Raw genomic sequence first — 13,315 nt, forward strand, 5'->3', positions numbered from 1 at the left:
GAATCGGGTATTCGCAAAACCGTGCAGTGGTATTTGGATAATCCCCAGTGGTGGCAGCGGGTGTTGTCGGGGGATTATAAATTGGACCGGATTGGTGATGGCTAATTTTTTAGTCATTCTGAATTTGCAACGTAGTCATTCTGAACTTGATTCAGAATCTGATGCTACGGAGCTGGCTGGGTGCCGCCCGATGAGATACCGGATCAAGTCCGGTATGACGCAATTTTTAAGTTTGGTATGGCGGCGATGTTTTTGAAGTCATTCTGAACTTGATTCAGAATCTGGTGCTACAGAGCTGGTTGGGTGCTGCCCGATGAGATACCGGATCAAGTCCGGTATGACGGTTTTGTAGCCGCCGGTATGACGGCGTTAATAAGTCTTTAGTGTGGCTGTAATTTACTTCGGTATCGGCATGATTCGAAAATTTTATTTTATATTCGGCTTGCAGTGGCGAGCCGCTTAAGGAAAGTCAATGACCAAGAAATACAAAGGCATTATCTTGGCGGGCGGCTCTGGCACCCGTTTACACCCGATTACTATGGGTATTTCCAAACAATTATTGCCGATCTACGATAAGCCGATGATTTACTACCCCTTGTCAGTGCTTATGCTATCGGGAATTCGTGATATTTTGGTGATATCCACACCTACTGATCTGCCTGGTTTTCAGCGTTTATTAGGTGATGGTAGTCAGTTTGGTGCTAGTATTTCTTATGCCGAGCAGCCCAGCCCCGACGGCTTGGCGCAGGCCTTCACCATTGGCGCTGAGTTCATCGGCAATGACAATGTTAGTTTAGTGTTGGGCGACAATATTTTCTATGGCCAGCGATTCTCAGACAATCTTAAAAGTGCCGTTGCCAAAGAGTCCGGTGCAACAGTCTTTGGCTACCACGTCACCGACCCAGAGCGCTTTGGGGTGGTGGAGTTTGGCGAGGATGGTAAGGCGATCAGCATTGAAGAAAAGCCCGCCAAGCCGAAATCGCCCTATGCAGTAACAGGCCTGTATTTTTACGACAACGACGTGATCGAGATTGCGCGCAATATCAAACCCTCGCCGCGAGGCGAACTAGAGATTACCGATGTGAATCTTGCCTACCTCCAGCGCGGCGATCTCAGTGTTGAAGTGCTGGGTCGCGGTTTTGCCTGGTTGGACACCGGCACCCACGATTCTTTAATTGATGCGGGGCAATTTGTGCAGACTGTTGAACATCGCCAAGGCCTCAAAGTTGCCTGCCTAGAAGAGATCGCCTACCGACAGGGCTGGATCAATACAGAGCAATTGTTGCGGCAAGGTGAGGCCTTAAAGAAAACGGGCTATGGCCAATATCTGCTGCGGGTCGCCGACGGCTATAAATAAACGGAATTTGAGGCAGCAATGAACGTTATAAAAACCAAGTTAAAAGATTGCGTGATTATCGAGCCCAAAGTGTTTGGCGATCATCGGGGCTTTTTCTTAGAAACCTTTCAGGCAGATCGCTACCGAGAGATGGCCGGCATTAGTCTGCCTTTTGTGCAAGACAATCACTCGCGCTCTGCCAAGGGCGTGTTGCGCGGCCTGCACTTTCAAAAGACCAAGCCGCAAGGAAAGTTGGTGCGGGTGGTCAGCGGCGAGGTGTTTGATGTGGCGGTGGATATTCGCCAAGACTCGCCGAGCTTTGGATTGTGGGAAGGGGTAATCCTCTCCGAAGAAAATAAACGCCAGTTCTGGGTGCCGCCGGGTTTTGCCCACGGCTTTGTGGTGCTCAGTGACACCGCTGACTTTGAATACAAATGCACCGACTATTACGACCCCAGTGACGAAGGCAGCCTGATTTGGAATGACCCGGCGATGGCGATCACCTGGCCGCTAAAAAATCCAACTCTGTCGGATAAAGACAGTAAGGCCCCCACCTTTGCCGAGCTGTTCCAGCAATGAGTGCGCAGATCGCAATGCACCTGCTGGTAACTGGCGCCAATGGCCAGCTAGGCCAATGCTTGGCGGACCAGCTCAAGGCGCAGAACATTGCCCACACCCTGCTGAGTCGTCAAGACGCCGATATTAACGACACCGTGGTACTGGAAAAAATCATCGCGGATAAAGGCGTTACCGCCATTATCAACGCGGCGGCCTATACCGCAGTCGATAAAGCCGAGTCTGAGCCAGACTTGGCGAGGCGAGTGAATGTTGACGGCCCCACTGCGCTGGCCAAACTCAGTGCGCGATTTGATATCCCCTTATTGCATGTTTCTACGGACTACGTGTTCGACGGTAATCAGCAAACGCCTTACGTCGAAACGGATGCAACCGGCCCAACGGGGGTCTATGGCCAAACCAAACTCGATGGCGAGTTGGCCATACAGCGCCATGCGACAAAATACATTATTATGCGTACCGCTTGGGTGTTTAGTGAATATGGCAATAACTTCTTAAAGACCATGCTGCGACTGGCAAAGGAGCGGGACACGCTCGGTGTGGTTGCCGACCAAGTGGGTTGCCCGACCTATGCTGGGGATATCGCGCAGGCATTAATCAGTGTTGCTCGGCAATTGCACGAGCGTGAAGAGCAAAATCTACCAGAAGCGCGCTACGGTATTTATCACTATGCTGGCGACGAGGCGGTGAGCTGGCACGGTTTTGCCATGGCGATTTTTGCGGAAGCTCATCGACAGGGTGTCTTAACCAACATACCGGTGGTGAATGCCATTGCAACGCAAGATTACCCAACCCCAGCGAAGCGGCCTGCGTACTCGGTGTTGAGTACAGTTAAACTTAGCCATGATCACCGTGTAGATGCGAGCGATTGGCGGGTTGCTGTTGAGAGTGTTTTGCTAGCGTTAGCGACATAGCGGTAAAGAACGAAATTAGATTGCACCATGAAATGGATTAACGGGACGATTATATGAATACGATAATTATGGCTGGTGGCAGTGGAAGTCGATTATGGCCTTCTAGTCGTAGTTTGTTCCCCAAACAGTTTTTATCGGTAGTGGGAAAAGACACCATGCTGCAAGCCACGCTTGCGCGGGTCGACGGTTTGAGTAGTGGCAATACCTCGGTTATTTGCAACGAAGAACACCGCTTTGTGGTGGCGCAGCAGGCGCAGGAGTTTGGCGCTGAATTAAGTTCTATTATTTTAGAGCCTGTAGGCCGTAATACGGCACCCGCTATTGCCTTGGCGGCTTTTGACGCACTTGAGTCCGCTGGCGATAAAGCGCCTTTGTTACTGGTTATGGCGGCAGATCACGTTATAAATAATGTGGCGGCGTTTCACGCAGCGGTTGCCGTTGCGCAGGTGCAGGCTGAGGCGGGAAGTTTAGTGACCTTTGGGATTGTTCCCGAGTCTGCGCATACCGGTTATGGCTATATTCAGCGCGGCGCTGAGGTAGTTGGTCAGGGCGGGGCTTACGGGGTTTCTCGTTTTGTAGAGAAGCCGGATGCAGGAACCGCGCAAGGTTATATTGATGCCGGCGGCTATTATTGGAATAGCGGTATGTTCTTATTTGCCGCGGATGTGTATTTGAATGAGTTGAAGGCGTTTAGACCAGATATTTATTCAGCCTGCGAGAAGGCGTTTGCGAATCGTCAGCGCGACGTGGATTTTTTGCGCATTGATGCTGACGCCTTTAAGGCTTGTCCCGATGAGTCGATTGATTACGCGGTGATGGAAAAAACCGACAAAGCGGTGGTGGTGCCGCTTGCTGCGGGTTGGAGTGATGTTGGTGCTTGGTCTTCTTTGTGGGAAATTGGCGATCAAGATGCTTCTGGCAATGTAATCAGTGGTGATGTTTTGAGCCACAATACCGCTAATTCTTATATTCGCGCTGAGCACCGCTTGGTTACGACCGTTGGTTTAGACAACGTGGTAGTGGTTGAGACTAACGATGCGGTGTTGGTGGCAGCTAAAGATCAGGTGCAGGATGTTAAAAAGATTGTTGAGGCGTTAAAGGCTCAGAATCGCAGTGAGGTTTCGCAGCACCGTCATGTTTATCGGCCATGGGGTGTTTACGATTCTATCGACAATGGTGAGCGTTATCAGGTTAAGCGGATTACGGTAAAGCCGGGGGCGAAATTGTCGGTGCAAATGCATCACCACCGCGCAGAGCACTGGATTGTGGTGTCGGGTACAGCCAAAGTGACCAATGGCGATAAAGAAATAATGCTAACTGAAAACCAGTCTACCTATATTCCTGTTGGTGTTGTGCATGCCTTGGAAAACCCCGGGGTAATTCCGCTGGAATTGATTGAAGTGCAGTCTGGCTCGTATTTGGGTGAAGACGATATAGTTCGCTTTGAAGACCGATATGGGCGGGCGTAAACCTTAGTGAAAATACTTGTTGTTGGTTTGAATTATTCTCCAGAGTTAACGGGTATTGGAAAATATACGGGGGAAATGACTGAGTGGTTTGCTACACAAGGGCACGAAGTTCGGGTGGTTACCGCTCCTCCGTATTATCCTCAATGGGTAGTGCAAAAACCTTATAAAAGCTATGTGTACAAAATGGAGCTAATAAACGGCGTTGTTGTTTATAGGTGCCCAATTTTTGTCCCAAAAAATATCACTACTTTGACTCGTCTTATACACTTAATTAGTTTTGCTTTGTCTTCCTTTCCCTTACTGCTACGCCAATTATTTTGGCGGCCAGATATTGTTATTAACCCGGTTCCTTCTTTGTTTTCATCGCCAATGTGTGCGCTGGTCTCTCGGTTATGTGGCGCAAAAAGTATATTGCATATTCAGGATTATGAGATTGATGCCATGTTTGGCTTGGGTATGGCTAACGAAGGGTTTGTAGGAAAGTTCGCAAGAGTTTTCGAGCGTTTAGTTTTACGAAGTTTTGATCGAGTGTCTACTATATCTCGGTCAATGATGAATAAAGCTCGGCAAAAATCGGTGGATGAAGATAAGCTGATTTTCTTTCCAAACTGGTCAGATACCTCCTTTTTTAAGGGTGCAGTTTGCTCTGAGGAGTTGCGAAATAGCTTGGCTGTGCCGGCGGGTAACAAGATGATCTTGTACTCTGGAAATGTTGGAGATAAGCAAGGTTTAGAGCAAGTTGTTGACGCGGCAGAATACTTCAAAGATAAGCCCTATTACTTTGTTATAGTCGGTGATGGCTCCGGAAAGGAGAAATTAAAATCTTTAGTACTGGAGCGTGGTTTACAAAATATAAGCTTCTCACCTTTGCTGGCTTTAGAGCAGCTGCCTACTCTACTCGCTAGTGCTGATTGCCATTTAGTGATTCAGAAAAAGGGTGTTGCAGATGCTGTGTTACCCTCAAAGCTGACAAATATCATGGCCGTTGGCGGTAATTCTGTAATAACCGCAGAAGCAGATACAGAGCTGGGGCTCTTGTGTAAAAATTATGCTGGTATAGCAGAGCTGGTTGAGCCAGAGGATGTCGCTGCATTGGTGCTTGGTATTGAAAAGGCTTTAAATCTTAGCAGCCCAAATGATATTGCATCAGCTTATGCGCTTGAACATATTGATAAAGATAAGGTTTTGCGCAGCTTTGAGGCCACCTTGGAAGGGTTGACGAGTAGCGTTGACGTGGTGTGATGGTGCCGATGCCCTAGTGGTGTGTACCGAGTGGAATGCTTTTAAAGCGCCGGATTTTGAGGTGGTTAAAGAACATTTGAAACACCCAGCTATTGTTGATGGCCGTAACTTGCATGAGCCGGATACCCTTGAGGCTTATGGCATAGCTTATTACGGAATCGGCTGGGGCGGAGCATTTTAAGGTAGGTCTGCAGTAGGCGGAAAATCAAGTTACTTAGGGCTTTATAGCCCATTTTGAAATCACATATGACTCGGTGTAATGCGTATTGTGTTCGTTAGTTCGGGATTGGGGGCGGAACCTTAGGGGTAAATGATACTCAATACCTATGGTCGGGCTTCTTAACGTTGCCCGTCGCAATAGGTCTGAAGGTGCTGACATGTTAATTGTTCGACGCGCTGCTTTTTTCTTGCTTATTACTTGTAATCTTTTTCCGGTTAGGGCTTATTCTTTAACGGAATCTGGTGCCGTGCAACTAAGTTTGCGAGTAGGCTCTGGGGCAGGGCTGAATGAGTTGCAGGTACTGTTACCGCTGTCTAAAAAGCAGGCTATAAGTAATTATTTAAATGACAATGACAATGATCCTGATTTTTTAATACCTGAGTGCGCTCAAAATTTACTTCGGCCTTATTCTGAAATAAAGTCTTTTACTGATATTGAGCGGCAAACATTTCGTAAAAACCAAAACCGATGTAAACAGAGCTTGAAACAAGCTTATGCACAGCATTTAGTTGAGTCGAGTGCTGGCGCGGCATTAATGCATAGAATGGAACTGTTTTGGCACAATCATTTTACTTCCAGTTTAACTAAAGTTCCTCATGCTGCTTTAATTTATAATCAGCATAGTACTATCCATAAATTTTCCTTGGGTAACTTTAGAGTTTTATTGCATAGTATGCTTTTAGACCCTGCCATGCTTATGTATTTAGATAATAATAAAAACTTTAAGGCCAGGCCAAACGAAAATCTTGCGCGTGAATTGCTAGAATTATTTACCCTTGGTGTTGGTGAGTATTCTGAAAAAGATGTAAAAGAAGTAGCTCGTGCTTTAACCGGAATGTCGATTGATCCTCGCTACTATACACCGCGCTTTTATCCTGAGCGGCATGATTACGGTGAGAAAACAATTCTTGGTGAAAGTGGGGTGTTTGGCGTAGATGCGGTTGTGGAGATTTTGCTTAAGCAAAAGCAAACAGCGAAACATATTACTCGCAAGCTATGGTTAGAATTTGTTAGTACCGAAGATGACGCGGAAATCGAGCGTTTGTCTGAACGATTTTATAAGGATTGGAATATTCGGCGATTAGTGCGGGGTATTTTAATGAGTAAGGCGTTTTGGAATGACGCTGGAAAAATGACCAAGTCGCCCTTGGAGTTGGTTGTTGGTGGTAGCCGTCTATTGCCGGGTATGGTGCCGTCAGAGTCTGTACCGGCATTGTTGAGGCGTATGGAACAAGACTTATTTGACCCGCCTAATGTGAAGGGCTGGCCTAGCGGAAATGATTGGATTACCGGGCAAACCTACATAGAGCGTATTAAATTTGGAGAATTGCTGACTCGCGGCTTGCAGCCACAACGGTATGAAAAAGAATTGGCATTTATCTGTGCAGACGGCGGGCCTGCTAAGTTAGCGGCTTTGCCGGTGGAGTTAGCGTCTGCAACTACTCCCTCGTTGGGAGTGCAAGATGATACAGCGGGTGTTGTGCCTGCGGAGACTATGGTGCTCAGTATGGCTAACAAGGAGGCGGCGGTTGTCGATGGCGACGAAGCGAGTCGTGCGGATTACCGTGATTTGTCTGAATGCGTTGATGCTCTTTCCAATCTTTTGGAAAACCCCGTATGGCAGCTGAAATGAAGCGCCGTGAATTACTGCGGTTGATGTCTATGATTGGCGCTTTTGGTGTTGTGCCAATGAGTTGGGGCGGTGTAACTGCGGCTCGCAATAAAGTGCTGGTTCTGCTGGAATTAAATGGTGGTAACGACAGTTTGAATACCTTTGTACCATTAACACAGTTTGATCAATACAAGGTCTTAAGGCCAAAGCTGCATTTGCAGGCTGATGAGCGTGTAAAGCTGGATGATGAGTTCGCTTTGCATAACGCACTTTCTGGGCTAATGCCTGCGTGGCAAGATCAGGATATGGCTTTGGTTCATGGTTTGGGTTACGAACAGCCCAATTTATCGCATTTTCGCAGTATTGAAATATGGGATACCGCCTCTAAAAGCGATGAGTATGGTGAACACGGTTGGTTGGCGTCGGGCGCCACTAAAAAAACGAAGTATGGTATTGATGCTTTGGTGCTGGGCCGTAATGCAGGCCCTGTAACGGGGCTGGGTAATACCGTGTTGCAGGCACAAGGCTTGCTTAAAGGCTTTGTTGCGAAAGGGCGTCAACTAGAATTCAAAAAAAATAGCGCGCCGCACAATGCTGCTTACGCTCATTTGTTGGCTACTCAAAATACTTTGTCTGCAGTAGCAAAAGATTTGTTGCCGATATTGCGTAATACCTCTGCTGTGAAAACACCCTTTCCAGATACTCAGCTCGGTAAACAACTTGCTGAGGTGGCGTTACTCATTAATTCAGGTGTTGATATCCCTGTGTACAAAGTCGCCCTGTCTGGCTTTGATACTCATCGAAATCAAAAGGCGGTCCATCAGCGGCTGTTGGGAGTAATGGGTGCGGCAGTCAGTGCGTTTCGACAAGAAATGATAAGAGCGGGTAAATGGGACGATGTTGTATTGATGACGTATTCCGAATTTGGCCGGCGCCCAAAGATGAATGGTTCTGGTGGCACAGACCATGGCACGGCCGCTACGCATTTGGTAATGGGGGGCAAGGTTAAGAGTGGGCATATTGGTGAGCATCCTTTGCTGCCAGTGAAAGATAATGCCAATATGCAATTTACTACCGATTTTAGGATGCTCTACCAAACGATAATAGATCAATGGTTTGAGCAACCAGATGTCCGTTTGGCTGACGGCGTTGAGGGTAAGCTGCCCTTGTTTGATAAGCTGTCTTAAGTACTCCCTATGCTGAGGCATAACGATGATTTTGATGCGAGATTCATGCACTTGGCTTATTTAAGCTGGTATCATTTTGCTCTCTAAGTGTGCCTGCGGCGGTTTTGCGCGAGTACAACGTAATAAGTATTCAATAGAGATTACTTTATGCACGTAGTCATTATGGCCGGTGGCAGCGGCAGCCGCTTATGGCCGTCTAGCCGAAGTTCTTTCCCCAAGCAGTTTTTATCAATAGCGGGTGAAGACACCATGTTGCAAGCCACGCTTGCGCGGGTCGACGGTTTGAGTAGTGGCAATACGTCGGTTATTTGCAACGAAGAACACCGCTTTGTGGTGGCTCAGCAGGCGCAGGATTTTGGCGCCGCTTTAAGTTCTATTATTTTAGAGCCAGCTGGCCGCAATACCGCACCAGCTATTGCCTTGGCAGCGTTTGATGCGCTTGAGTCCGCTGGCGATAAAGCGCCTTTGTTGCTGGTTATGGCGGCAGATCATGTGATTAATGATGTGCGGGCCTTTCACGCGGCGGTTGCCGTTGCGCAGGTGCAGGCTGAGGCGGGAAGTTTAGTGACCTTTGGGATTGTTCCCGAGTCTGCGCATACCGGTTATGGCTATATTCAGCGCGGCGCTGAGGTAGTTGGTCAGGGCGGGGCGTACGGGGTTTCGCGTTTTGTAGAGAAGCCCGATGCAGGAACCGCGCAAAGTTATATTGATGCCGGCGGCTATTATTGGAATAGCGGTATGTTCTTGTTTGCCGCTGATGTGTATTTGAATGAGTTGAAGGCGTTTAGGCCAGATATTTATTCAGCTTGCGAGAAGGCGTTTGCGAATCGTCAGCGCGATAAGGACTTTTTACGCATTGACGCTGAAGCATTTAAGGCCTGCCCCGATGAGTCGATTGATTATGCGGTGATGGAAAAAACCGACAAAGCAGTGGTAGTGCCGCTCTCTGCGGGTTGGAGTGATGTTGGTGCTTGGTCTTCGTTGTGGGAAATTGGCGAAAAAGACGCATATGGCAATGTAATCAGTGGTGATGTTTTGAACCACAATACGGTTAACTCGTATATTCGCGCAGAGCACCGTTTGGTTGCGACCGTTGGTTTAGACAATGTGGTAGTGGTTGAGACTAATGATGCGGTTTTGGTGGCAGCTAAAGATCAGGTGCAGGATGTTAAGAAGATTGTAGAGGCTTTAAAGGCTCAGAATCGCAGTGAGGTTTCGCAGCACCGTCATGTTTATCGGCCTTGGGGTGTTTACGATTCTATCGACAATGGTGAGCGTTATCAGGTTAAGCGGATTACCGTAAAGCCAGGTGCAAAATTGTCGGTGCAAATGCATCACCACCGCGCAGAGCACTGGATTGTGGTGTCGGGTACCGCCAAAGTGACCAATGGCGATAAAGAAATAATGCTGACTGAAAACCAATCGACGTATATTCCGGTTGGGGTTGTGCATGCCTTGGAAAACCCTGGGGTGATTCCGCTGGAGTTAATTGAAGTGCAGTCGGGCTCGTATTTGGGTGAAGACGATATTGTGCGCTTTGAGGATAGGTATGGAAGGGTGCCTAAGGGTTGAAGGTGTGGTGTACTTTTTGAGGCTCTGCTGGCGGGGTGAGATACCGGATCAAGTCCGGTATGACGGTGTTATAGAGTCCGGTATGACGATTATTAATAAGGGGGGTATGACGCACCGCCTGCTGTCATTCTGAACTTGATTCAGAATCTGGTGTTTCGTAGTTTTTGGGTGGAGTTCAGTGAGATACTGGATTAGGTGGGGTGTGGTGTACTTTTTGAGGCTCTGCTGGCGGGATGAGATACCGGATCAAGTCCGGTATGACGATTATAAAGAGTCCGGTATGACGATGTTGACAAGGCCGGTATGACGATTTTAATAAGGCGGGTATGACGCGCCGCCTTTTGTCATTCTGAACTTGATTCAGAATCTGGCACTACGAAGTGCATTGGGTGCCGCCCAGTGAGATACCGGATCAAGTCCGGTATGACGGTAATATAGAGTCGGGTATGGCGTTTTAATAGATCCCGTAGAAGTTTTAATAAGCTTGATATAACTGAATATAATTGTATAAAACCCCCTTACATCCCCGCGTCATTTAGCCTTCCTTTCCCTGTGATACACTTCTGCAATATTCCAGCTTAATTTGGTCTGATTCGATGAAAGTTACTGTTTTTGGTATTGGTTATGTGGGTCTTGTGCAGGCTGCGGTTTTGGCTGAGGTTGGCCATGAGGTGGTGTGCGTAGATGTTAATGTTGAGCGGGTAGAGAGTCTTAAGAAAGGCATTATTCCTATTTATGAGCCTGGGCTGACGCCCTTGGTGCAGCGCAATTACGAGGCGGGTCGTTTGCAGTTTACGACCGATGCCGCGCACGGTGTTAAGCATGGCCGTATTCAGTTTATTGCGGTGGGTACGCCGCCAGATGAAGATGGTTCTGCTGATTTGCAGTATGTGTTGGCGGTGGCAAAGACCATTGCCACGTATATGGAATCGTCCAAGATTATTGTGGATAAATCGACTGTGCCGGTGGGTACGGCAGATAAGGTGAGCGCCTGTGTTGCAGCGGTGTTGGCTGAGCGCGGGGTGGAGCTTGGTTTTGATGTGGTATCGAATCCTGAGTTTTTGAAAGAAGGCGCGGCCGTGGCCGATTGCCAGCGACCAGACCGGATTGTGATTGGTACCGATAGCGCTGCTGTAGAAGAGAAAATGCGCGAGCTGTATGCGCCGTTTAACCGTAATCATGAAAAATTGATTGTGATGGATGTGCGCTCTGCAGAGCTAACCAAATATGCGGCTAACTGTATGTTGGCGACTAAAATTAGCTTTATGAATGAAATGGCTAATTTGGCGGAGTTATTGGGCGCAGATATTGAGAAGGTTAGGCAGGGGATTGGTTCTGATCCGCGTATTGGTTACCACTTTATATACCCTGGTTGTGGTTATGGCGGCTCCTGCTTTCCTAAAGATGTTCAGGCTTTGGTGCGTACTGCCGAGAAAGTGGGCTATGTGCCGGAGCTGTTAAAGTCGGTTGAGGCGGTTAATAGTCGCCAGAAAGAGAAATTGTTTAGCCACGTTGAAGCCTATTTTGGCGGTGATTTGCAGGGTAAGCGCATTGCCGTGTGGGGCTTGTCGTTTAAACCTAATACCGATGATATGCGCGATGCATCGAGTCGAGTATTGATGGAGAAACTGTGGGCGGCTGGCGCGGTGGTGCAAGCATATGACCCAGAGGCCATGAACGAAGCGCAGCGTATATATGGCACCCGCAGTGATTTGAATTTAATGGGCACTAAAGAAGCCGCATTGAATGGCGCCGATGCCTTGGTGGTGTGCACGGAATGGAATGCGTTTAAAGCACCGGATTTTGATTTGGTACAAGAGAGTCTTAAGCACCCAGTGATATTTGATGGCCGTAATTTATATGATCCAGACTTGTTAGAGTCGCGAGGGATTGGGTATTACGGTATAGGGCGTGGGCGGAGTGTTTTGGGGTAGAGGCTTGTATAGCGCTTGGTGTGGGGTGTTGTTGGAGGCTCTGCCATCGGGAGGAGATACCGGCTCGGGGGCCGGTATGACGGTGTTAATAAGTCCGATATGACGCGCCGCCTGTTGTCATTCTGAACTTGATTCAGAATCTGGTGTTGCGAAGTGCATTGGGTGCCGCCCGGTGAGATACCGGCTCGGGGGCCGGTATGACGGTGTTAATAAGTCCGATATGACGCACCGCCTTTTGTCATTCTAAACTTGATTCAGAATCTGGTGTTTCGTAGTTTTTGGGTGGAGCTCAGTGAGATGCTGGTGAGGTGTGGCGTACTTTTTGAGGCTCTGCCGGCGGGATGAGATACCGGATCAAGTCCGGTATGACGGTGTTAATAAGTCCGGTATGACGAATTTAACAAGGCGGGTATGACGCACCGCCTTTTGTCATTCTGAACTTGATTCAGAATCTGGTGCTGCGAAGTGAATTGGGTGCCGCTCGGTGAGATACCGGCTCGGAGGCCGGTATGACGGTGTTTATAAGTCCGATATGACGATTATAAAGAGCCGGGTACGACGTACTTTGTAGGTCGGAATGAAGTGCTTTGTAGCCCGATATGAGGGCAATATTAATTCACTAATATTCCAAGGATGGATGAGTGTGAAATCTCCTGCTGTTTATATTCTGGCAAATAAGCCACGTGGTGTTTTGTATATTGGGGTGACGAGTGATCTCCTAGTACGTGTTGCGCAGCATAAAGGGCATGTCGTGGCTGGTTTTAGTAAAAAATACGGCGTTGATTTATTGGTCTATTTTGAGCAGTTTGATGATATGTATGCCGCGATAAGTCGCGAGAAGCAGTTAAAACGATGGCGGCGGAAGTGGAAAATTGAGCTGATTGAAGCGGCAAATCCGGGGTGGGTGGATTTGTATGCGGGGATGCTGGCTTAGTTTGGGTGCTCTGCGGTTGGGGGGAGATACCGGATCAAGTCCGGTATGACGGTGTTATAGAGTCCGGCATGACGATGTTAACAAAGCCGGTATGACGCACCGCCTTTTGTCATTCTGAACTTGATTCAGAATCTGGTGTTGCGAGGTGTATTGGGTGCCGCCCAGTGAGATACCGGCTCGGGGGCCGGTATGACGGTGTTAATAAGTCTGGTATGACGATTTTAACAAGGCGGGTATGACGCGCCGGCTTTTGTCATTCTGAACTTGATTCAGAATCTGGTGCGGCGAGGTGTATTGGGTGCCGCCCGGTGAGATACCG

11 protein-coding genes are annotated in these 13,315 nt (G+C 48.2%); all 11 read left to right on the forward strand.

Annotation, left to right across the window (positions count from 1 at the left end):
• Positions 1–472 precede the first annotated feature (472 nt).
• The 11 genes from rfbA (at position 473) to AB4876_RS06830 (ending at position 12,996) form a co-directional block, all read left to right on the forward strand.
• On the forward strand, positions 473–1,357 hold the full coding sequence (rfbA, locus tag AB4876_RS06780; protein ID WP_368380896.1) for a glucose-1-phosphate thymidylyltransferase RfbA: 885 nt from the start codon (positions 473–475) through the stop codon (positions 1,355–1,357).
• A gap of 18 nt (positions 1,358–1,375) precedes the next feature.
• Positions 1,376–1,915 (forward strand): dTDP-4-dehydrorhamnose 3,5-epimerase, encoded by a 540-nt coding sequence (rfbC, locus tag AB4876_RS06785; RefSeq protein WP_368380897.1) that lies wholly within the window; start codon positions 1,376–1,378, stop codon positions 1,913–1,915.
• Positions 1,912–2,826 (forward strand): dTDP-4-dehydrorhamnose reductase, encoded by a 915-nt coding sequence (gene rfbD / locus AB4876_RS06790; RefSeq protein WP_368380898.1) that lies wholly within the window; start codon positions 1,912–1,914, stop codon positions 2,824–2,826. Before rfbC ends, rfbD begins: the two co-directional genes overlap by 4 nt.
• A gap of 53 nt (positions 2,827–2,879) precedes the next feature.
• Positions 2,880–4,295 (forward strand): mannose-1-phosphate guanylyltransferase/mannose-6-phosphate isomerase, encoded by a 1,416-nt coding sequence (locus tag AB4876_RS06795; RefSeq protein ID WP_368380899.1) that lies wholly within the window; start codon positions 2,880–2,882, stop codon positions 4,293–4,295.
• A 6-nt stretch (positions 4,296–4,301) separates the two neighbouring features.
• Positions 4,302–5,537 (forward strand): glycosyltransferase WbuB, encoded by a 1,236-nt coding sequence (locus tag AB4876_RS06800; RefSeq protein ID WP_368380901.1) that lies wholly within the window; start codon positions 4,302–4,304, stop codon positions 5,535–5,537.
• Positions 5,524–5,718 carry a UDP binding domain-containing protein gene (locus AB4876_RS06805; RefSeq protein WP_368380902.1) on the forward strand — a complete coding sequence of 65 codons (195 nt, stop codon included), beginning with the start codon at positions 5,524–5,526 and terminating at the stop codon, positions 5,716–5,718. The genes AB4876_RS06800 and AB4876_RS06805 overlap by 14 nt, the downstream gene beginning before the upstream one ends.
• A gap of 196 nt (positions 5,719–5,914) precedes the next feature.
• Positions 5,915–7,390, forward strand: a complete 1,476-nt coding sequence (locus tag AB4876_RS06810; RefSeq protein WP_368380903.1) for a DUF1800 domain-containing protein — start codon at positions 5,915–5,917, stop codon at positions 7,388–7,390.
• Positions 7,375–8,556, forward strand: coding sequence for a DUF1501 domain-containing protein (locus AB4876_RS06815; protein WP_368380904.1), 1,182 nt, complete (start codon positions 7,375–7,377; stop codon positions 8,554–8,556). The genes AB4876_RS06810 and AB4876_RS06815 overlap by 16 nt, the downstream gene beginning before the upstream one ends.
• Before the next feature lie 147 nt (positions 8,557–8,703).
• Positions 8,704–10,128, forward strand: coding sequence for a mannose-1-phosphate guanylyltransferase/mannose-6-phosphate isomerase (locus tag AB4876_RS06820; RefSeq protein WP_368380905.1), 1,425 nt, complete (start codon positions 8,704–8,706; stop codon positions 10,126–10,128).
• A gap of 596 nt (positions 10,129–10,724) precedes the next feature.
• Positions 10,725–12,062 carry a UDP-glucose dehydrogenase family protein gene (locus AB4876_RS06825; protein ID WP_368380906.1) on the forward strand — a complete coding sequence of 446 codons (1,338 nt, stop codon included), beginning with the start codon at positions 10,725–10,727 and terminating at the stop codon, positions 12,060–12,062.
• 637 nt (positions 12,063–12,699) lie between these two features.
• The gene (locus AB4876_RS06830; protein WP_368381122.1) at positions 12,700–12,996 is read left to right on the forward strand and encodes a GIY-YIG nuclease family protein; all 297 of its coding nucleotides are present in this window, start codon (positions 12,700–12,702) and stop codon (positions 12,994–12,996) included.
• Positions 12,997–13,315 lie beyond the last annotated feature (319 nt).

Origin of the sequence: Zhongshania guokunii (genome assembly GCF_040892635.1) — a bacterium.
GTDB classification, from domain to species: domain Bacteria; phylum Pseudomonadota; class Gammaproteobacteria; order Pseudomonadales; family Spongiibacteraceae; genus Spongiibacter; species Spongiibacter guokunii.

Bases quoted from the DNA above. Each gene is read 5' to 3' on its own strand.
- rfbA (WP_368380896.1), top strand. From the start codon at position 473: ATGACCAAGAAATACAAAGGCATTATCTTGGCGGGCGGCTCTGGCACC.
- rfbC (WP_368380897.1), top strand. From the start codon at position 1,376: ATGAACGTTATAAAAACCAAGTTAAAAGATTGCGTGATTATCGAGCCC.
- rfbD (WP_368380898.1), top strand. From the start codon at position 1,912: ATGAGTGCGCAGATCGCAATGCACCTGCTGGTAACTGGCGCCAATGGC.
- AB4876_RS06795 (WP_368380899.1), top strand. From the start codon at position 2,880: ATGAATACGATAATTATGGCTGGTGGCAGTGGAAGTCGATTATGGCCT.
- AB4876_RS06810 (WP_368380903.1), top strand. From the start codon at position 5,915: ATGTTAATTGTTCGACGCGCTGCTTTTTTCTTGCTTATTACTTGTAAT.
- AB4876_RS06815 (WP_368380904.1), top strand. From the start codon at position 7,375: ATGGCAGCTGAAATGAAGCGCCGTGAATTACTGCGGTTGATGTCTATG.
- AB4876_RS06820 (WP_368380905.1), top strand. From the start codon at position 8,704: ATGCACGTAGTCATTATGGCCGGTGGCAGCGGCAGCCGCTTATGGCCG.
- AB4876_RS06825 (WP_368380906.1), top strand. From the start codon at position 10,725: ATGAAAGTTACTGTTTTTGGTATTGGTTATGTGGGTCTTGTGCAGGCT.
- AB4876_RS06830 (WP_368381122.1), top strand. From the start codon at position 12,700: ATGAGTGTGAAATCTCCTGCTGTTTATATTCTGGCAAATAAGCCACGT.